Source organism: Kitasatospora sp. NPDC056181, from assembly GCF_042266225.1.
GTDB lineage: Bacteria > Actinomycetota > Actinomycetes > Streptomycetales > Streptomycetaceae > Kitasatospora.
Genome location: NZ_JBHJUK010000048.1, coordinates 39,685 through 57,280, shown reverse-complemented (window position 1 = coordinate 57,280; position 17,596 = coordinate 39,685). Strand labels below are relative to the sequence as shown.

Below are 17,596 nucleotides of genomic sequence, written 5' to 3'. Positions count from 1 at the left end.
TCGCCGCGGTTGGGCGGGGTGGTGCTGCTGTTTTTTTCCCCCCCGCGCGCGCGGGGGGGGGGCCGGTCCCGGCGTGGGCGGGGCGGCCCGCCGCGCGGGGGCCCCCGCCCGGGGCGGGGGCCCCCCACCGCCGGGCGGACATCAGTAGGCGTCGGGCTCGGTGGCGTCGCCCGGTCCGCAGGCGTACAGCGCCTCGGTCTTCCACGGTGCGTCGCACTTCGTGCCGGGGCAGGTGCGGATCTCCCAGGTGCCGTCCTCGGTGAGTTCGCCGGGCGGGAACTCCTGGGTCTTCAGGCAGGACCGGCACAGGGTCTCGACGTGGCGCTGAATCCACGTGCCGTTCGGCAGAGTCGTCATCCGGCGACTATCCAGGTGCACCCGCCCCGGATCCGGTGGAACCGTTGCTGCCGGCGGCCCGGGTGCGGCCGCAGGGCGGTGGGACCGCGAACCTGGACGATGAGGCGGTCTTCGCCGCGGTCGTCCACGTGCTGACGACCGGTTTGAGCGTGGCGTCATCTGAGGTGGTGCCTTGGCGAGTCATGGCAAAGCTGTCTCTATCCACAATCAGTTTGTTATGCAAACATGACTGGCATGACAACTCACCCTGCCCCGTCCCCGGGCGACCCTGCCGGCCTGCTGGCGATGCGGCGGGACTTGGTCCACCGCGTCCGTCGTGAGCAGCGTGGCGCCTGGTTCGCCCTCCTGGTCTTCGCCGCTGTGCGTTTCGGCGCGGCACCTGTGGTCCGCTTCGGCCAGGGCGACAACGTCCGGCTGGCGGTCTGGTACTACCCGGCGGCGATGGTGCTCGCCTTCGCCGCTATCGGCTGGTTCTACGTACGCCGTTCCGACCGGATCGGTGTGGGGACCCGGATCGGCCCCTACCTGGCGCTCGGCGCCGTCCTGGGCGTGATCACCACCGGCTACGAGGTGTGGGCGATCCTGGGCACGCGGCCCTACCCCGACTTCCGCGAACCGACAGTGCTCTCCACGCTCTTCGACGCGCTGGTGAGCCCGGCCGGAGCGATCGGCCTCGCACTGCTGCTGCTCGCCCGGATCGAACGCAGCTGGCCGCTCCTCGCCATCACCTGCGCCTACCTGGCCCTCCTGGTCGATCCCGACAACCTGCCCGACCCCTCGCCGTGGGGCGGCCGGGACCTCCTGCTCGGGGGAGGCGTGCTCCTGCTCGGCGGCGTCGGCCTGGCCCTGCAGCAACGGATCCAGAGGCGGCCGGCCGAATGAGCGAACACCCCACAAGCAGCCTTGACGATGTTGTGCACCAACGGGTGCGCCTGGGCATCCTCGCGGTGACCAGGGAAGCCCGGCGGGTGGAGTTCACGTTCCTGCGCGACACGCTCGGCCTGACCGCCGGCAACCTCTCCCAGCACCTCGCCGTCCTGGAGAAGGCAGCCCTGGTCACGGTCGAGAAGGGCTACGAGGGCCGGCGCGCCCGCACCTGGATCCACCTCACCAGAGCAGGCAAGCAAGCCCTGGACGACGAGGTCACGGCGCTCAAAGCACTGATCCGCCAACTCGAAGGGCCCACCGCGGCCGCAGGACCCGAAGGAGAAGCCGGACCCGGGCCCGCCACCCCCGCGCCGCGCCAGAGCGCCGGCCTCCCAGCCGGCCCGTGATCCAGCGGGGAGCGACAGGGCGGGGGCGACAGGCCGTCGCCCCGTCGCCCGGTTGGCCGAACCCGGCCTGACACGGGCAGGCCGGACGGCGCCGCCCGGCAGGGAGACCAACCGGGCAAGTCCGCTCGCCCCGGGGCGCAGGGCGGGGAATTCGGGGTCCCGGCCGTGATCTTGTGACAGCCTCCCGCCCGATACCGGCTGCCGGGCCGGCAACCGTTCACGGACCGCCCCGAACCGCCCTGCCTTCCGGCCCCGCGCGACCGTTCACGAAATCGCGGCCAGAGCCCGAGAATCGGCTCTGACCGCAGTTCCCCCTGAGGCGCCTCGGCCCGTCCCGGTCCGGAGCCGGCCACAGCGGCCGGCCGCGGCTGCCCATGCGGCTTTCCGGGTGCCTTCCGGGCACCCGCAAGTGGGAGACGCCCGGTGAGGGGTATGTCGTCCCGCACGAGATGACCTCGGGACCCGTGAGGAGACCAACGTGTACGCAGCAGTACGGCGGTACGAAGGGGTGACCGACCCCGAGGAGGCGGGCCGCCGAGTAGCCGAGGGCTTCGTGCCCCTTCTTCGCCAGGTTTCCGGGTTCGTGGCCTATTACTGGATCGACGCCGGGGACGGAGTAATGGTCTCCACCAGCGTCTTCGAAGAGGAAGCCGGGGCCGAGGAATCGGTCCGGAGGGCGGCGGACTACGTGCGGGACAACCTCGCGTCGCTGCTCCCCAACCCTCCCCAGGTCACGGCCGGCCACGTTGTGGCAGCCGGCTAGCCGTATTGACCACGAGCCTTGTTGACAGTCGAGGGGCTTGATCATGGCGAAGGCCTCCGGTGCGGTGCAGGTGTCCAGGCACCTCCCCGGATTGCGGCGGCCGGAGCCTCACCCGGCGATCCCGCCGGCCGGCCCCGCCGGGGCGCAGGCCGGCTCCGGGCGTTCTCGTGAACGGATCCGCGCCGGACGGCGCCGCCTACGACGTTGCGCACGCGGCCAGCGCGGTTCGTGCCAGCCCGCGCAGCCAGGCGTGGGCGTGGTCGGTGTCGTAGCGCTGATGCCACGACAGGTATACCGGCGCCGACGGTAGTTCGAGCGGGAGGGGGAGCACGGCCAGGCCGAGGTCGGCGACGGCCGGACGCGTGGTGGCTTCGGGGACGCTGATCAGCAGATCGGAGCCGCGCGCGAACTCCAGCGCGGCCGCTTCCGTGGGCGCGGTCGCCACCACGCGGCGGGTGAGGCCGAGCCGTGCGAGGGCGTCGTCGAGGGCATTGCCGAGGTTTCCGCGCCGCGAGACGGTGACGTGCTCGGCGGCGGCGTAGTGCTGCGCGGTGACGACGCCGCCGCGGGTGAGGGGGTGCCCCTGCCGCACGACGACGACGAGGCGGGTCTCGCCCACTTTCTCGGCCCGGATGTCCGGTGCGCCCGGGTGGTTGGCGTTCGCCTCCAGGTCGACCTCGCCGCGCCGCAGTTCGGGCGTGTCGACGTTCGACTCCGCGACGAAGCGCAGTCGTACGCCCGGGGCCTGTCCGCGTACGGCCTTGAGCAGCGCGGGGCCGCTCAAGGCGACCAGGGAATCGTGCCAGCGGAGTGTGAACGTGCGCTCCAACGTCGCCAGGTCGAGTTCACGGCTCGGTGCCAGCACCCCCTGGACCTGGTGCAGCAGCTCGTGCACCTGTTCCCGGACGGCGATCGCGTACGGCGTCGGGGTCATCGTGCGGCCGGTGCGCACCAGGATCTGGTCCCCGGTCGTGCGACGGATCCGGCCCAGACTCCGGCTCATCGCCGGGGCGGTGACATGCAGGCGCGCGGCCGCCCCGGCCACACTTCCCTCCTCCAGCAGCGCGTCGAGGGCGGCGAGCAGGTTCAAGTCCAGTTGCATGGGAGTCATCCTATGCGTGCTTGACATGCACTTGAAGGTAATGCCGGGGCTGGATACCTTCGACAACCAGAGCGCAGGACGCACCGCACAGCGCGGCCGGACGCCTCATCACCCCTCCACATCCGGGAGTACCGCCATGTCCGAAATGCTTCAGACCACCGATGCCGCTCTCCCCGACGCGGCTCTCTCCGACGCGGCTCTCTCCGATGCCGCTCTCTCCGACGCCGACCTGCTCGGCCGGACCGCGGACGCCGTGCGCGCGGCCGGCACGGCGCTGCGCGAGCGCTTCGGCGAGGTGGTCCGCTACCGGAGCCGCGAGGAACTGATGCGCTTGCTCGCCGCCAACGACGACACGGCCCTCGACATCCTGCGCCCCCGCCTCACCCGCCTGCGCCCGGGCGCCGGCTGGGTGGAGGACGAGCTGGACGGCGGGGCGCTGCCGGCCGGCGAGTGGTGGGTCGTGGATCCGGCCGAAGGCAACGTCAATCACCTGCACGCCCTGCCGGAGTGGGCGGTCACCGCCACCCTCGTGCGTGACAACCAGCCGGTGCTCACCGTGGTCCACCTGCCACTGACCGGCGAGACCTACACCGCGCTCACCGGCGCGGGCGCCCACCTCGACGGCCGGCCGCTGCACGTCTCCTCCACTGCCGACCTCGGCCTGGGCATCGTGGCCACCAGCCAGGCCCGGCCGGACGAGGACGAGAAGGTCGTGCGGCGCGTCGGCTCCTCGATCACCGCGATGCTCCTCGACGCGCTCGTCGTCCGCACCGCCGTGCCCGCGACCCTGCACCTGGTGAACGTGGCCGCCGGCCGGATGGACGCCTTCTGGCAGTTCGCCGGCGCCCGCGCGGACCTGCTGCCCGGGGCGCTGCTCGTCACCGAGGCCGGCGGACGGATCTCCGACGCCCAGGGTCGCCCCTGGACCCCGCAGAGCGAGAGCTTCCTGGCCGCCGCGCCCGGCGTCCACGCCCAGGCCGTCACCACGCTCTCACGCTGACCGCACACCACAACCCGAACACGGAAGGACCGGATCACCATGACCACGATCGCAGTTCTCGGGAACGGCCGCGTCGGCGGCAACCTGGCCGCAGCCCTCGCCCGGGCAGGGCACGAGGTGACCGCGGTGGACCGCGCGCCGGGTGCTGCCGCCGCTGCCGCCCGGACCGCCCGGATCGTCATCAACGCCACCCCGGGGGCCGGTTCGCTGGAACGGCTCGCCGCCCTGCGGGAGGAACTGCGCGGCAAGATCCTCGTCGATGTCTCCAACGCCACCGTCGACGGACCGGACGGACTGCCCGCCGACCTGATCTACCCCGGCTCGAGCCTCGCCGAGCAGCTCCAGGAAGCGCTCCCGCAGACGCGCGTCGTCAAGACGCTCAACACCATGCTCTTCCCGGTGATGACCGCGCCGGCCACGCTCACCCGGGCGCCCGACGCCTTCCTCTCCGGCGAGGACCCGCAGGCCAAGCAGAGCGTCCGCGACCTGCTCGTCGACCTCGGCTGGCGCAAGGAGTGGATCACCGATCTCGGCGGGATCCGGACCGCCCGCGCCACGGAGGCCGCGATACTGTTCGTGCCGCACGTGATCCGGTCCAGCGGGTTCGCGCCCTTCGCGATCTCGATCACCCGCTGATCCGCCCAGCGCGCACCGCGATCCACCCGGAGGACGTCACCACCCACCACCGGGCCTTCCCGCCGCCGCTCGCCGCGGCCCGGCGAGGAGTCCGTGCGTCCACGAGCACGCCTGCATCCGCCGCCCCGTCCTGCCGCCCGACGCCGCCGAGGCGTGAAGCCGCAGGCACCGTCGCGGGGCCCGGACGCTGCGCTCCGCGCTACCGGGCCCGGCGGTCGGGGGCCGGGGTGCGCGGGCGTAGGCGCTCTCCCTGCGGCCCGAACATGATCAGGTATTCGACCGGTCCGCCGGGTCCGGCGTTCGCGACTCCGTGGGCGGTGCGGGTGTCGAACTCGACCACGTCCCCGGCACTCAGGACGAGGTCCTGCTCGCCGAGCGCCAGCCACAGCCGCCCGTACAGGACGCACAGCCATTCGTACCCGTCGTGGGAGACCTGCCGCGGCCGCGCCGGCGGCGCGTCGATGCCGGGCAGGACGTGCTTGTGGGCGTGCAGGCCCCCGACGTACCGGGTCAGCGGCAGCACCGCCTTGTCGCTGCCGGAACGCTGCGGCACCGGGGTGCGCGGTCCGGCCGCCGCGGCGGGTGCGGCGCCGGCCAGCTCGTCCAGGGAGACGTCGTACGCCTTCGCGAGCTGCAGCAGCACCTCCAGGGTCGGCCTGCGCCGGCCGGTCTCGATCCGCGACAGCGTGCTCAGCGAGATGCCGGTCGCGCGGCTGACGCCGGTGAGTGTGGCGCCGTGCTGCTCGCGCGCCGTCCGCAGCCGGGGGCCCATGGCCGCCAGCGTGTCGGCTATGCCGTCGTCCGTCACCGTCACCGTCGCCCCGCTTCCTCCGGCCGTGCCGCTCCACCGCCCTGTTCTGCCAGTTTGCCACGATGGCAAGGGTGTTCGCGTCGCGCGGCCGCCGCGCCGCATGATCGGTGGGTAACCGCGGCCGCCCGTGAACCGAGGAGAAGCGATGCACCAGCCCGCGCCGTCCGCCGACCTGCGCCACCGCACCATCGAGGCACCCGCCGGGCGCCTGCACCTGGTCGAGCAGGGCACCGGACCGCTGGTCCTGCTCGTCCACGGCTTCCCCGAGTCCTGGTACTCCTGGCGCCGCCAACTCCCGGCCCTCGCGGCGGCGGGGTACCGGGCCGTGGCGCTCGACGTGCGCGGCTACGGCCGCTCCTCCAAGCCGGCCGCGACGGACGCCTACCGGATGCTCGACCTGGTGGAGGACAACGTCGCCCTGGTGCGCGCCCTGGGCGAGGAGAGCGCGGTGGTCGTCGGGCACGACTGGGGCTCCAGCATCGCGGCGGCCTCCGCCCTGCTCCACCCCGAGGTCTTCCGCGCCGTCGCACTGCTGAGCGTCCCCTACACGCCGCCCGGCGGCCCCCGCCCCACCGACGTCTTCGCGCAGATGGGCGGCGACCAGGAGTTCTACGTCTCGTACTTCCAGGAGCCCGGCCGGGCCGAAGCAGAGATGGAACCCGACCTCCGGGGCTGGCTCGCGGGCTTCTACGCGGCCATGTCCGCCGACACCATGCCCGCCCAGGGCGAGCCCGACCCGCACTTCGTGGCCCGCAGCGGCGGTCGGCTGCGCGACCGCTTCCCCCGCGGCAAGCTGCCCGCCTGGCTGACCGAGGACGACCTCGACGTGTACGCCGGGGAGTTCGAGCGCACCGGCATGACCGGGGCCCTCAACCGCTACCGCACCATGGACCGCGACTGGGAGGACCTCGCCCCGTACGGCGGAGCCCCGATCAAGCAGCCGTCCCTGTTCATCGGCGGCGCCCTGGACGCTTCCACGACCTGGATGGCCGACGCGATCGACGCCTACCCGGCCACCCTCCCGGCCCTGGCCTCCACCCACATCCTGGACGGCTGCGGGCACTGGATCCAGCAGGAGCGTCCCGAGGAGGTCAACCGCCTGCTGACCGCCTGGCTCGCCTCCCTCCAGGGCTGAACCGGCGGGTGCGCCGGCCGGCCTCCGTCGCAGGAGAACCCCGGCCGGCACACCCGAGGGCAGCGCCCGAACCTCACGCCCGCTCAGCGCCGCGCGTCCCCCGGCGCGTTGCGCCGGCCCTCCCCGTCACGAGTGGGCTCTCCAAAACCAGTCAGACCGTCACCTCCGGCCTGCTTCTCATCGTGGAGCCGAGGCCGCAGGCAGAGTCGGCCGTGAGCGCAGGGCCGGTCGGCACTCAGCGCGGATCTCCGGCCCCCAGCGCCTCATGCCGGAACTGCTTGGGTGCCACACCGTAGGTTCGTCGAAACACCCGGCTGAACTCCGCCGGACTTGCGAATCCCCACCGTCCCGCAAGCACCGCGATCGGACAGACCCGCAGACCGGGATCGGCGAGGTCGGCCCGGCACCGTTCCAGCCGCCGCCTGCGGACGGTGGACATGACCGGCTCCGGCTCGGAGCGGAACAGCTCATGCAAGGTGCGCACCGATATGTGGTGTTGAAATGCTATGGCGGCCGGAGTGAGCCCCGGGTCACCGAGATTCGCCTCGATGAATGCACGGATCCGTGCCAGCAGGGCCCGGCGTCGCGTTTCGCCAGGGAGGGTTGCCGCGGCGTCCAGGTGCCCCGCCAGGAACGTCGCAGCCAGGTCGACGGCGATCATGCCGATCCGATGGCTCTCGGAGAGGGAACGGCCGTCGACCTGGTCGAGCACGCTGCCCAGCAGGTGGTGCAGCAGCGAGCCGGCCGCCCCCTCCGAGGAAAGCTGCCGAGAACGAAGTCGGTCGGCCCTGTCGGCGCAGAGCGGAAGCAAGGACTTCGGCACCCGGAGGATCGTGACCACCGCTCTGTCCCCGAGGTCCGGGAAGTGCGCGTCGAAGGGACTCGACGTATCGAAGAGTACGAGCCCTCCGGAGGGGACGGACGTCTCCTCCCTCTGCTGACTGACAAGCATGGGCCCGCGCTGGACCAGACCCAGTTGGTAGGTCTCAGGATCACCACGCCGGATGTGCCGGTGGGTACGCACAGCTCCCAGAGGAAGAAACGAGAACCTTGCCAGCTGGGCAACACCGAGATCGGCCGTCAGCACCTGGGCCGAAAAGTCCTGGGCGTAGGGACTGGTCAACGCGAAGGGCGCAATCCCCTCGCGCACGATGTCGATGTACCAGTCGAACCGTTCTCGTCCGGCCAGGTCACTGTTCGACAGCGAGAGCACGGGAGTGGTGTCGGCGGAAGTCTCGGGCACGAGGCCATGGTGGGGACGGACACACGAACGCGAAAGCAGATCTCCGGCCAGACACAGGACATGCGTGAGAAGCCGTGTCTCAACCGGACGTGACTGCTTGGCTTCCGCTGGCCAGGCACGGTCTGGCCCGGTCTGGCCCGGGATCGGGATCCTGCTGACACCGCGTACCGACGGGCCGCGCCCCTGGGACACCACCGCGGCCCGCGTCAGCGGCCCCGGCGCTCCCAGCGGTCCCGGCGGCCTCAGCCCCGGGGAACCGGAGGGCTACCGGTCGTTGTGGAACCGCACGTCCGAAGAGGGGCGTGCCCGCTTCCCGGCCCCACCCGCAAGCACCCCGTGACAGGCGGCCTGAAGCCACGCTCCGGCCCCACCGCGCTGCGCCCGTGCCGGACCCGGCGGGGCACCACCGGCGGGAAGGCGGACTGCCGCGGTCGGCACGGGCCCGAGTAGCATCTGGCCCACAGCCGGACAAGGGGTGCAACCACAGGGGGGCGGCGTGACGGAGTCCGCGGGTTTCGGGTGCGAGGCGTGCTGTGCCGAGGACGCCTCGGTGGCGCGGGCGCACCACCAAAGCCACATCGGGGTCCGGCTCGAGAAGATGATCCAGGACGACTCGCACTTCATCGTCTCCGTCCGGCGCTGCAGCCTCTGTTCGCAGGCCTTCGTGAGCGTCTTCACCGAGTACGTCGACTGGGCCGCCTCGCAGGACGCGCAGTACCGGACCCTGCTGCCGATCACGGACGCCGAGGCGGACGACCTGATGGCGGGGCGGCTGAGTCCGCACCGGGCCGGGGCCCTGGGGCGCGGCCGCCGCCATCTGCAAAGCGACTGGCCGAGCGAGGCCGACGAGCCGTCCGTGTACTGGGACAGCGGCGTGTTCGAGGTGCGCGAGGGCTACTGACCCGGCCGGGGCCCGGGCCCCGAACTCCAGGTGCCGGACGCCCGGCCCCGCCGCGACCTCGACGCTCAACGCGGGCACACCACCCGCCGATCATGAACCGAGACCATGAGCTCCCTCTGACAAACCCGGTCGCCTGCCAGTGCCGGGCGGACAATCTCGATGCGCGGGAGCCGCCCGTTCGGCGAGGCTGCGGTAGGCCGCCGCCGAGGGCATCGACTACGCCGCGAAGGGGCCGTCGGGAGGCGGGGAGGGGGCGGGGAGCCGGTTGGGCCTGTCCTGGTCGTGGCCGGGCGGGCGCATGCCGGCTGCCGGGTCAGGGAGCCGTCGGCGTTCAGGGTGCCGGCACGCCCCGGCGTCGGGGGCTCTGCCGGAAGGGCCGGGCACGCCCAGAGCACCCGTGTCCCGGGTGCTGGACGCCTTGCGCCCGTCGGGCCGAACGCTCCGGCCGGTGCGCGGGCCGGACCCGCCGAGGCATCGAGGGGAACCGGGCAAGCCGCAGGCTCGTCATCACAGGTGGCGGGGTTCCCGACAGCCGGGGGCGCGGAGGTGGGCCCGGATGGGGTTCTTCGAGCAAGGGCCGGGCTGGTGGCGGGCGCTGCGCCTGCGGCGGCGGATCATCGCCCTTGTCGTCGGCGGCGCCGTGGTCCTGGGGACGGTGCTGGCCGTCGTGCTCACCGTCGGCCAGGGAGGCTCCCCGGGGCGCACGGGGACCGGCCCGCCGCCCGCCGGGCCGCCTGTCGCCGGGTCGGCCCCGTCGGCCCCCGCCGCCCCCGCCGCCCCCGGTGGCGTGTCACCGCTCACCGGGCTGCCGGGTGACGCGGGCCGGGTCATCGCCGTCAAGATCGACAATGCCGCCGCCGCCCGGCCCCAGACGGGGGTGAACGCGGCCGACGTGGTCTACGCGATCGAGGTCGAGGGCGGCCTCTCCCGGCTCCTGGCGGTCTACGACTCGAACCACCTGCCCGCGGGCGACCGGATCGGCCCGGTGCGCAGTGCCCGGGAGACCGATCTGCCCCTCCTGCAGCAGTACGGGCGTGTGGACTTCGCGTACTCTGGAGCGCAGACCGCGTTCCTGCCGGATCTGGCCCGGGCCGATGTGTTCAACAGCTCGCCGCAGCAGGACAATTCGTTCTTCCGTGGGCAGTGGAACGTGCCGCCGTTCAACCAGTACGTGGTGCCGTCCGGGATTCTGCGCCACTTCCCGGACGCGGCGGTGGCCCGGGACGTCGGGTTCCGCTTCGGCGACGCACCGGCCGGCGGAGTCCCGACCGGCTCGTTCACCGCGCGAATGCCCGCGGCCTCGTTCACCTTCACCTGGTCCGCCGCGGAGGGCAGGTACCTGGTGGCGGTGGACGGCAGGCCGGCCATGACGACGGACGCCGGGCAGATGGGCGCGCCGACGGTCGTGGTGCAGAAGGTCGCCGAGACCACGTCACCGCGCGGGCTGGTCGATTCCTTCGGGCACGTGCTGCCGTTCGCCCCGACCGTCGGCAGCGGCGACGCGGTCTTCCTGCGGGACGGCGCGGCGTACCGGGGCAGCTGGTCCCGGCCCGATGCCGCCGCCGTCACGGAGTTCAGGTACGCGGGCGGGCAGATGGCCTTCCACCCCGGACAGGTCTGGATCGTCCTCGAACCTGCGTGAGGCCGGGCGGCCGGCGGCCGAGGTCGACCCGGGTCCGTTGCCGGGCAGCCGGGATGACCCTGGAGAACATCCAGCAGGCCCTGCACCGGGCCCTGCGAACGCGACCGGTACGCCGACGCCGGAGACGAGGCCGGCGTCGCCACCGCGGCGACCATCCGCGCAGGGTGGCAGCGCCTACGTGGCCACACCGCCGAAACCCGCGCCGAGCGCCACGACCCCGACCACGACACCGCCCTCCAGCACGCGCTGCACCGTGAGCGCCACCGTCGCGACGTCGCCGCGTTCCCCGCCGAGGCTGCCCACCAGGCCCGCCAGACCACTGACGCCGCACATCGCCGCCTCGTCGGCACGTTCCGGTTCGGCCGGGATCAGGCGGGGCGGACGACCCGTAGGTACGCCGGGCGCATTGTGCTGCTCCTGGTCGTCGTGGGACGGTCCTCGGCAGCTCATGTGCAACTTGCATTTCAATGGATAACTTCCTTCACTTCAGACACAGAGCGGGAATTTATAATTCCATTTCTCGGAGGATGGGGCGTCCGCATTGGGATGTTATTTCGTGACCTCTCACCCTGGCGTGCTCAATTCAAGCTCAAATTCCAGGAATCTGATTGCCCCCGATTGGATCGGCTGACAACATTCAACGTGTCCGGAAGATCCGGGTACGAAATCAGTCGGAGGGGACATCAAAATGCGGAAGACGATTTCTCGAATTGCATGCGCGGTGGCAGGCGTGGGGGCGATGGTCGCACTGGCGGCGCCGCAGGCCCAGGCGGCGCCCGTGACCGGCTCGCTGCCGGTGCCGGCGACGACGGCCGAGCTTCCGGCGGGCGCCGTGCCCGGCCACTGAACCATCGACCGCAAGACCCCCGTGGTGAAGGTGTCGGACGCCGCGCGGGTCACGCTGCCCCAGGAGTCGCAGAGCGCCACGACGGACGACCCGTACACGCAGGTCCGCAACGCGCGCTACGCCGGACAGGTCTGCGGGACCGGCCGGGTCGACATGGTCACCGGCCCCGGCCCCATGACGCTGACGCTGTCCCAGAGCAGGGCGGTGGCGAGCACGTGGTCGGCGAGCGTGTCGATCTCCCCGTGGAAGGTCTCCAGCACCGTCGGATTCAGCGTCACCGACACCGCCACGAACACCGAGTCCGGCTCGTACCCCGTCCCGGCCGGCCAGTTCGGCTACCTGGAGGCCTACCCGCTGTACGACGTCTACAACTACGACATCTACAACGTCGCCGTCGGCGATCGCTACGTCGGCGGTGGGAGCGCGCAGCACCCGGTAGGCTACTGCTACAACGCCTGGGCCAACTAGGAGACTTCAGCACATGCGGCGATCCAGCCGGTTCGTGGGCGCGGTGGTGCTCCTTGCCTCCGCCGCGCTCGCGGCCGCGTGCACCAGTAGCGGGAAGGCGCCCCAGGCGGAGGATGCCCCCTGGGCGCTGGACGGCCTGGCCGCCACCTCGGCCGGCCTTCCCATCCAGGGCAGCGTCGACGCCCCTCCCGCCAAGGGCGTGGCCAAGATCCTCGGCGTCGCCGAGGTCGCGGGCACCAATGTGGTCCTCGCCGTCAGGAACGGCAACTGCCAGGTGTCGCTTCTGCCGGACCGGCTCACCGAGCCGACCACCACCGCTCCCGCCTCGGTCGGATCGCAGCGCCCCGCAGTCGGCAGCGTGTTCTCGGACAGCCATCAGGAATTCCCCGGCAATGTTCTCGCCGGGAAATACACTCAGGCATCCGCCCAGATTTCCCCCTTCAAATTCACGGCCGTCGGCTGCTCCGAAAAGGCGATGGTCGCCAGAGTAGAAGGAGTTGGGGAATCGGTGGAGATCCGGAACAAGGCCGGGGATTCATTGAGGTCCTGGCGCGAGGGCCAGGACGCGGTGCTGACCGTCGGCGCTCCCGAGGCAGTCAGCCGGCCTTCCCCGTCTGGCACCGGCTCCTGAAACAAGAAGGATCTTCTGAGGGCGCTCACACCCGGTGGGCGCCCTCAGCGGTACGTGATGCCACTGGTCGGGACGGACTCTCCGGTCAGTCCTGCAGCGATCCCGCGCCTACCGGCCAGGACCGGCTTCCTCCAGCGCGGCGCGCGGCCGGGTGAGTCCGGCTCCGACCTTGGCCAGCATCTGGCCGAGGAGGTGGAGGGCTCGTGCCCGTGTCGGCACTCCGCGCGCTGTTCCCGTCCAGTGGGCGTCGGTGAGCTTCTCGGTCACCGTGAGGATCCGGTCGTCGTCCTGGGCGGCCAGCACGAGGACGAACCGCACGTAGTCGCCGATGTCGGTGCCCTGGGGGTGCTGGTGCGTGAGGCCCTGCAGGCGCGGTGTCAGGGCGGGCGGGGTGCGGTCCGTCGGGAAGACGACGGCGAGGCCGGCGAGGGCCAGCCGAACTGCAGGGCATTCGGCCGACCAGCGGGTCAGCAGATCCGGGGTGTAGGACTGGACCGCCCTGCGGGCCCGGGCCTCGCTGTCGGGATCGGCGTGTTGCGGGGTGGCCGGCCAGGTCTCGGCGAGGTGGCGCTCGGCGACGGTGGCAGCCCTGAACAACAGGTGGACGGCTTGGAACCGGTGGCGGGGAGGAATCCGGTCGTCGACGGCGAGGGCCGCGGGCAGGACGAGGCCGTCGGCGGTGGCGGGCCGGCAGGTGTCCTGGTGGAGGATCTCGTTGTAGAAGTCGCCGAGGAAGCTCCGGTCGTCCCAGAAGGGGTCGATCCCGGCGTCGAACAGCATCGCCGCCTGGGGTGGCCTGCGGCCCGGCAGGCGGTCGGCGATGACGTCCCGGAAGAGCTGCCGGATCGGCGGACCGGAAGCGACCGCGTCGTGCCCGGTCTGCTCGGGTTCGGCGTGCGTGTCCATGGCCGGCGCAGCCTACTGGAGCATCCCGGGCCGACGGCCCGTCGTCTCGGCGGGAGTTGGCAGGTCGTCGGCCCGGAGTCTGCAGTGGCCAGCCGGCCTTGGCGGGCACTTCGGTCTGCGCCCGGGCGCTTGGCCATCGCTCCGACGGAGCCGCCCACGGGCGACCAGCTCCCGCAGGCAGAGGTGACCGCAGAGGCCACCAGGACCATGCGCGAGCACCTTTTGACGAATCCAGCAGGTGGCGGCAGCGGTGAACCGGCGGCCGAGCTCCGGGCGGCCCGCGCCCTGTCCAACGAACCGAACCGCTTCCTGCCGGTTCAGAACGTGCCGGCGGGTGGTGAGCGCGGCAGACCGAGGTCTTCGACGCCACCGATCCCATCCGGCACCTCGGTTCGGCTTACCCGGCCGACCCGGCCGACCCGGCCGGCGGGCTCGAAGGGCTGTGGGTCCGCTTCTCGTCCACCCCGCACCAGCGCCGGACGATGCTCGTCCGGTCAGCCCAGCGATGCGCTCGCCGCACGCAGTTCGTCCAGGGCCGCCAGGGTGTACCCGGCGAGCTCGTCCTCGGCGCCACGGTCGTCCTCGGCCCATTCGGCGTACCCCCGCTTGAAAGCGAGGACGCCCAGCTCGCCCGCGAGAGCCGCAGTCGGATCGGGTACGCCGCGGGCGACCAGGGCGGTTGTCATCGCGGCCGCGAGACTGACGGTCTTGAGGGTGTCACGCTCTTGAAGCTCGGCGCTGGCGGCGACGGCCGCCTTCAGGCGGGGGGCGAGCTCGCGACTCCCGGGGCCCATCGCGGTCGAGGCGCGCTCGAGACCGGCAGCGACCGCCTCGAGCGGGCTGGCGTTACCGGGCGCGTCGGCGATCCCCTCGGCCAGCAGCCGGCTCAGCGTCTCCTGCCCGGCGACCAGCAGCTCGCGCTTGTCGGGGAAGTGCCGGAAGAAGGTGCTCTTGGTGACCCCGGCACGCTCGGCGATCTGCGCGACCGTCGTGGCGTCATACCCCTGCTCCGTGAACAGGTCGACCGCAGCCACGACAAGGCGTTCACGCGCACCTGGTTCCCATCGACCCATGGGTTCAGCATATGCGATGGGACTCTTGTCCCGTCATCCTGCTAGGGTGATGGGACAAGAGTCCCATCACTTTGGGAGGGTTCCCATGCGCGTCTTTGTCACCGGTGGCACCGGTCTGATCGGTTCCGCCGTCGTCGCCGAACTCCTCGGCAACGGCCACACCGTCCTCGCGCTCGCCCGCTCCGATGCCTCCGCGCAGGCCGCCGAGGCAGCCGGCGCCGAGCCGCTGCGGGGAGGCCTCGCCGATCTGGAGGTCCTGCGCTCCGGCGCCGCTCAGGTCGACGGGGTGATCCACCTGGCCTTCGGCAACGACTTCAGCAGCCCCGAGGCCCTCGCCGGGAACGTCGCCGAGGAGACCGCCGCCCTCACCACCCTTGGCGAGGAGCTCGTCGGCAGCGGCCGCCCCTTGGTCACCGTCTCGGGTACGCCCTGGGTGCCGGGCCGTGCCTCCACCGAGGCCGACCCGGTGCCGACCGACGGGCCGGTCGGCGGCCGCGGTCGCACGGTCACGGCGGTCCTGGGCCTGGCCTCCCGCGGGGTCCGGAGCACGTCCGTACGCCTGCCGCGTACGGTTCACAACAAGGGCATGGGCGGGTTCGCCGGTCTGCTGGCCAACATCGCACGCCAGAGCGGGATCTCCGGCTACCCCGGCGACGGCACGCAGCGCTGGCCCGCCGTCCATGCGCTCGACGCGGCCGTCCTCTTCCGGCTCGCCCTGGAGCAGGCGGAGGCCGGTACCGCCTGGCACGCCGTGGCCGACGAGGGGGACAAGGTGGGGGACATCGCGGCCGTCATCGGCCGACGGCTGGGCGTGCCGGTCGAGTCGGTGCCGGAGGAGACCTACGGCCCGCTCGGCCCGATCTTCACGGCCGACCAGCCCTCGTCCAGCACCCGCACCCGGCAGGCGCTCGGCTGGGAGCCGAAGCACCCCGGCCTTCTGGAGGACCTGGAGAACATCCAGCCCTGACGGGTGACCGACGATCGGGGCGGACCCGCTGCCGACGCTTCACGTTGGCGGCGGGAAACCCTCGCCCATGTCATTCGCGACCGATCGTCTCCCCGCAGCGACATCTCGTACCCGCACATCCCGCGGTCCACGCGCTCCGGCTCCCGACCTGTTCCCCGCACCATCGCCGACGACCAGGCCCGCCGGCGCCGGTCCGCCACCCGCGTGGCAGCGACACATCTCGCACCACCCGCGCCAATGCGGCAATTCATGTCCACGACAAGCAGGAGGTTTCATCATGCCGGCAGTTGTCTTCGGTGCTCGCGGTAACGTCGGTCGTCATGTGGCCGACGGCCTGCTGGTCGCCGGCGAGCAGGTCAGAGCAGTCAGTAGGATCCCAGCCGCGGCCTTGACGCCTGGGTGCGAAGCAGTCGTCGCCGACCTGGGGCGTCCCGAGACGCTGCCCGCAGCGCTCGACGGTGCCGACAAGGTGTTCCTGTACGGAATGCTCGACCCCCAGAAGCCCTACGACATCGAGAAGGTCACGGCGGCGGCCGCCGCCGCGGGGATCCGGCAGGTGGTCCTGCTCTCGTCGGTGTCGGTCGTCCTGGACCCCGACGCCGGCCACCCGGTCGCCCGCTTGAACCGCACGATCGAGCAGGCCGTCCAACGGTCCGGCATGGACTGGACGTTCCTCAGGCCGGGGACATTCGCGACCAACACCCGCACCTGGTGGGCCGAATCGATCCGCACCGACAACGTCGTCCGCCTTCCCTATCCGTTCGCACAGTCGGCACCGGTGCACGAGAAGGACATCGCGGCACTGGCGGTGACCGCCCTGACCGAACTGGGCCACTCGCACCAGACCTACACCGTCTACGGGGCCGAGTCCCTGACCCTGCAACGCCAGGTCGAGCACATCGGCGAGGCCATCGGCCGTCATATCCGGGTTGAACACGTCTCCGACGGGCAGGCCCGCGCGGAAGTCGCCAGAACAATGCATCCGGTCGTGGCCGAGGCGATCGTGAGTCAGTGGGCCGCCGCCGACGGCGTCGTGGCCGTGACCTCCGCCATCGCCGAAAAGATCACCGGCGCTCCCGCACACACCTACGCCCAGTGGGCCGTCGACCACGCCGACGACTTCCGCTGAGCTTGTCGTGCTGACCGGCCGTACGGGGCCCGGCCTGCTCGGCGCTCTGGTTTCCCCCGTCCTGGCCACAGTGGCGAGTCAGTGCATAACGTGACGTTACAGCTGAAACCCTTCCCGAGGCGTGGGTGTTTTCCGGCCTGGCCGTACCGGTTGGCGGGGCTGGTGCGTGTCTTGCGGGCGCGGGTTTTCCGGGCCCCTGCCGCACCGTCCAACGGCCGGCGGACGCCGCGACCCCGGAACGGTGCGAACGGGACCGGCAGAACGGCCCCGGGTGCTGATTCGGTTTCCGGGGCCGGGATCTGACGGTGGGAAAGGCCCGGCAGATCCTCGCCGCGCTCGAGCCGGTGCGGTACCAGGACGGCATTGACGAGGCGACCGCGCCGGTCGCGTAGTGCGTCGCGGCTGTCCTGGTCCGCTGTGCGAAGCGACACCCCCGGGGGCGGCGGACCGGGGCGGACCGGCTGTGCGGCTCGCTGTTTGACTGACCGGCAGGTGTCGCCCGCGACACCACCGGCCTCGCCCGGCCCGGCTACGACGGCGGCAACCCGTTCATCACCGGCCGGCCCTGCAGACCGGCCGCCTATTTGACCAGTTCCTGAATGAACCAGTGGTACGTTCCGAGGTTCTGGCCGTAGAAGAACTGTCGTTCTTCGATCTGGAATGGGAACTGTACGGCGTAGGGGTTGTTCCAGTTGCCGTTGTCGGTTTCGT

19 protein-coding genes are annotated in these 17,596 nt (G+C 71.9%); 12 read left to right on the top strand and 7 right to left on the bottom strand.

Annotated features, from left to right (window positions below; all coding sequences use genetic code 11):
* Positions 1-141 precede the first annotated feature (141 nt).
* Complete coding sequence (locus tag ACFC1F_RS19810) at positions 142-357, bottom strand: hypothetical protein (RefSeq protein ID WP_376159920.1); 216 nt, start codon at positions 355-357, stop codon at positions 142-144.
* A gap of 234 nt (positions 358-591) precedes the next feature.
* Between ACFC1F_RS19810 and ACFC1F_RS19805 the strand changes: the two genes are divergently transcribed.
* From ACFC1F_RS19805 to ACFC1F_RS19795, 3 genes are all read left to right on the top strand, one after another.
* Complete coding sequence (locus tag ACFC1F_RS19805) at positions 592-1,239, top strand: hypothetical protein (protein ID WP_376159918.1); 648 nt, start codon at positions 592-594, stop codon at positions 1,237-1,239.
* Positions 1,236-1,631 carry a winged helix-turn-helix domain-containing protein gene (locus ACFC1F_RS19800; protein WP_376159916.1) on the top strand — a complete coding sequence of 132 codons (396 nt, stop codon included), beginning with the start codon at positions 1,236-1,238 and terminating at the stop codon, positions 1,629-1,631. The genes ACFC1F_RS19805 and ACFC1F_RS19800 overlap by 4 nt, the downstream gene beginning before the upstream one ends.
* Before the next feature lie 478 nt (positions 1,632-2,109).
* Positions 2,110-2,394 (top strand): hypothetical protein, encoded by a 285-nt coding sequence (locus ACFC1F_RS19795; RefSeq protein WP_376159914.1) that lies wholly within the window; start codon positions 2,110-2,112, stop codon positions 2,392-2,394.
* 196 nt (positions 2,395-2,590) lie between these two features.
* On the opposite strand, the gene ACFC1F_RS19790 is transcribed toward ACFC1F_RS19795, so the two are convergent.
* The gene (locus tag ACFC1F_RS19790) at positions 2,591-3,496 is read right to left on the bottom strand and encodes a LysR family transcriptional regulator (protein WP_376159912.1); all 906 of its coding nucleotides are present in this window, start codon (positions 3,494-3,496) and stop codon (positions 2,591-2,593) included.
* Positions 3,497-3,632: 136 nt separating this feature from the next.
* On the opposite strand from ACFC1F_RS19790, the gene ACFC1F_RS19785 reads away from it, so the two are divergent.
* Positions 3,633-4,496, top strand: coding sequence for an inositol monophosphatase family protein (locus ACFC1F_RS19785; RefSeq protein ID WP_376159910.1), 864 nt, complete (start codon positions 3,633-3,635; stop codon positions 4,494-4,496).
* A gap of 39 nt (positions 4,497-4,535) precedes the next feature.
* On the top strand, positions 4,536-5,132 hold the full coding sequence (locus tag ACFC1F_RS19780; RefSeq protein WP_209412825.1) for an NADPH-dependent F420 reductase: 597 nt from the start codon (positions 4,536-4,538) through the stop codon (positions 5,130-5,132).
* A gap of 199 nt (positions 5,133-5,331) precedes the next feature.
* Here the strand turns inward: ACFC1F_RS19780 and ACFC1F_RS19775 are convergent, their stop codons facing one another.
* Positions 5,332-5,940, bottom strand: coding sequence for a helix-turn-helix domain-containing protein (locus ACFC1F_RS19775; protein ID WP_376159923.1), 609 nt, complete (start codon positions 5,938-5,940; stop codon positions 5,332-5,334).
* Between the two features lie 148 nt (positions 5,941-6,088).
* On the opposite strand from ACFC1F_RS19775, the gene ACFC1F_RS19770 reads away from it, so the two are divergent.
* Positions 6,089-7,078 carry an alpha/beta fold hydrolase gene (locus tag ACFC1F_RS19770; protein WP_376159908.1) on the top strand — a complete coding sequence of 330 codons (990 nt, stop codon included), beginning with the start codon at positions 6,089-6,091 and terminating at the stop codon, positions 7,076-7,078.
* Positions 7,079-7,313: 235 nt separating this feature from the next.
* On the opposite strand, the gene ACFC1F_RS19765 is transcribed toward ACFC1F_RS19770, so the two are convergent.
* The gene (locus tag ACFC1F_RS19765) at positions 7,314-8,321 is read right to left on the bottom strand and encodes a helix-turn-helix domain-containing protein (protein WP_376159906.1); all 1,008 of its coding nucleotides are present in this window, start codon (positions 8,319-8,321) and stop codon (positions 7,314-7,316) included.
* 496 nt (positions 8,322-8,817) lie between these two features.
* Between ACFC1F_RS19765 and ACFC1F_RS19760 the strand changes: the two genes are divergently transcribed.
* Positions 8,818-9,222, top strand: coding sequence for a hypothetical protein (locus ACFC1F_RS19760; protein ID WP_376159904.1), 405 nt, complete (start codon positions 8,818-8,820; stop codon positions 9,220-9,222).
* Between the two features lie 556 nt (positions 9,223-9,778).
* Complete coding sequence (locus tag ACFC1F_RS19755) at positions 9,779-10,864, top strand: DUF3048 domain-containing protein (protein WP_376159902.1); 1,086 nt, start codon at positions 9,779-9,781, stop codon at positions 10,862-10,864.
* A 174-nt stretch (positions 10,865-11,038) separates the two neighbouring features.
* Here the strand turns inward: ACFC1F_RS19755 and ACFC1F_RS19750 are convergent, their stop codons facing one another.
* The gene (locus tag ACFC1F_RS19750; RefSeq protein WP_376159900.1) at positions 11,039-11,197 is read right to left on the bottom strand and encodes a hypothetical protein; all 159 of its coding nucleotides are present in this window, start codon (positions 11,195-11,197) and stop codon (positions 11,039-11,041) included.
* Between the two features lie 538 nt (positions 11,198-11,735).
* Here ACFC1F_RS19750 and ACFC1F_RS19745 point away from each other — a divergent pair.
* Positions 11,736-12,179 (top strand): hypothetical protein, encoded by a 444-nt coding sequence (locus tag ACFC1F_RS19745; RefSeq protein WP_376159898.1) that lies wholly within the window; start codon positions 11,736-11,738, stop codon positions 12,177-12,179.
* 13 nt (positions 12,180-12,192) lie between these two features.
* Positions 12,193-12,810 (top strand): hypothetical protein, encoded by a 618-nt coding sequence (locus ACFC1F_RS19740; protein WP_376159896.1) that lies wholly within the window; start codon positions 12,193-12,195, stop codon positions 12,808-12,810.
* 108 nt (positions 12,811-12,918) lie between these two features.
* Here ACFC1F_RS19740 and ACFC1F_RS19735 read toward each other — a convergent pair whose 3' ends face one another.
* Entirely contained in the window at positions 12,919-13,716 is a 798-nt protein-coding gene (locus ACFC1F_RS19735) for a hypothetical protein (protein ID WP_376159894.1), read from the bottom strand.
* Positions 13,717-14,210: 494 nt separating this feature from the next.
* The gene (locus ACFC1F_RS19730; RefSeq protein ID WP_209412832.1) at positions 14,211-14,789 is read right to left on the bottom strand and encodes a TetR/AcrR family transcriptional regulator; all 579 of its coding nucleotides are present in this window, start codon (positions 14,787-14,789) and stop codon (positions 14,211-14,213) included.
* A gap of 85 nt (positions 14,790-14,874) precedes the next feature.
* Between ACFC1F_RS19730 and ACFC1F_RS19725 the strand changes: the two genes are divergently transcribed.
* Both ACFC1F_RS19725 and ACFC1F_RS19720 read left to right on the top strand, forming a co-directional pair.
* Positions 14,875-15,756: an SDR family oxidoreductase gene (locus tag ACFC1F_RS19725; RefSeq protein ID WP_376159892.1), complete on the top strand. Its 882-nt coding sequence runs from the start codon at positions 14,875-14,877 to the stop codon at positions 15,754-15,756.
* 277 nt (positions 15,757-16,033) lie between these two features.
* Positions 16,034-16,885, top strand: coding sequence for an NAD(P)H-binding protein (locus ACFC1F_RS19720; protein WP_376159890.1), 852 nt, complete (start codon positions 16,034-16,036; stop codon positions 16,883-16,885).
* Positions 16,886-17,596: the final 711 nt, after the last annotated feature.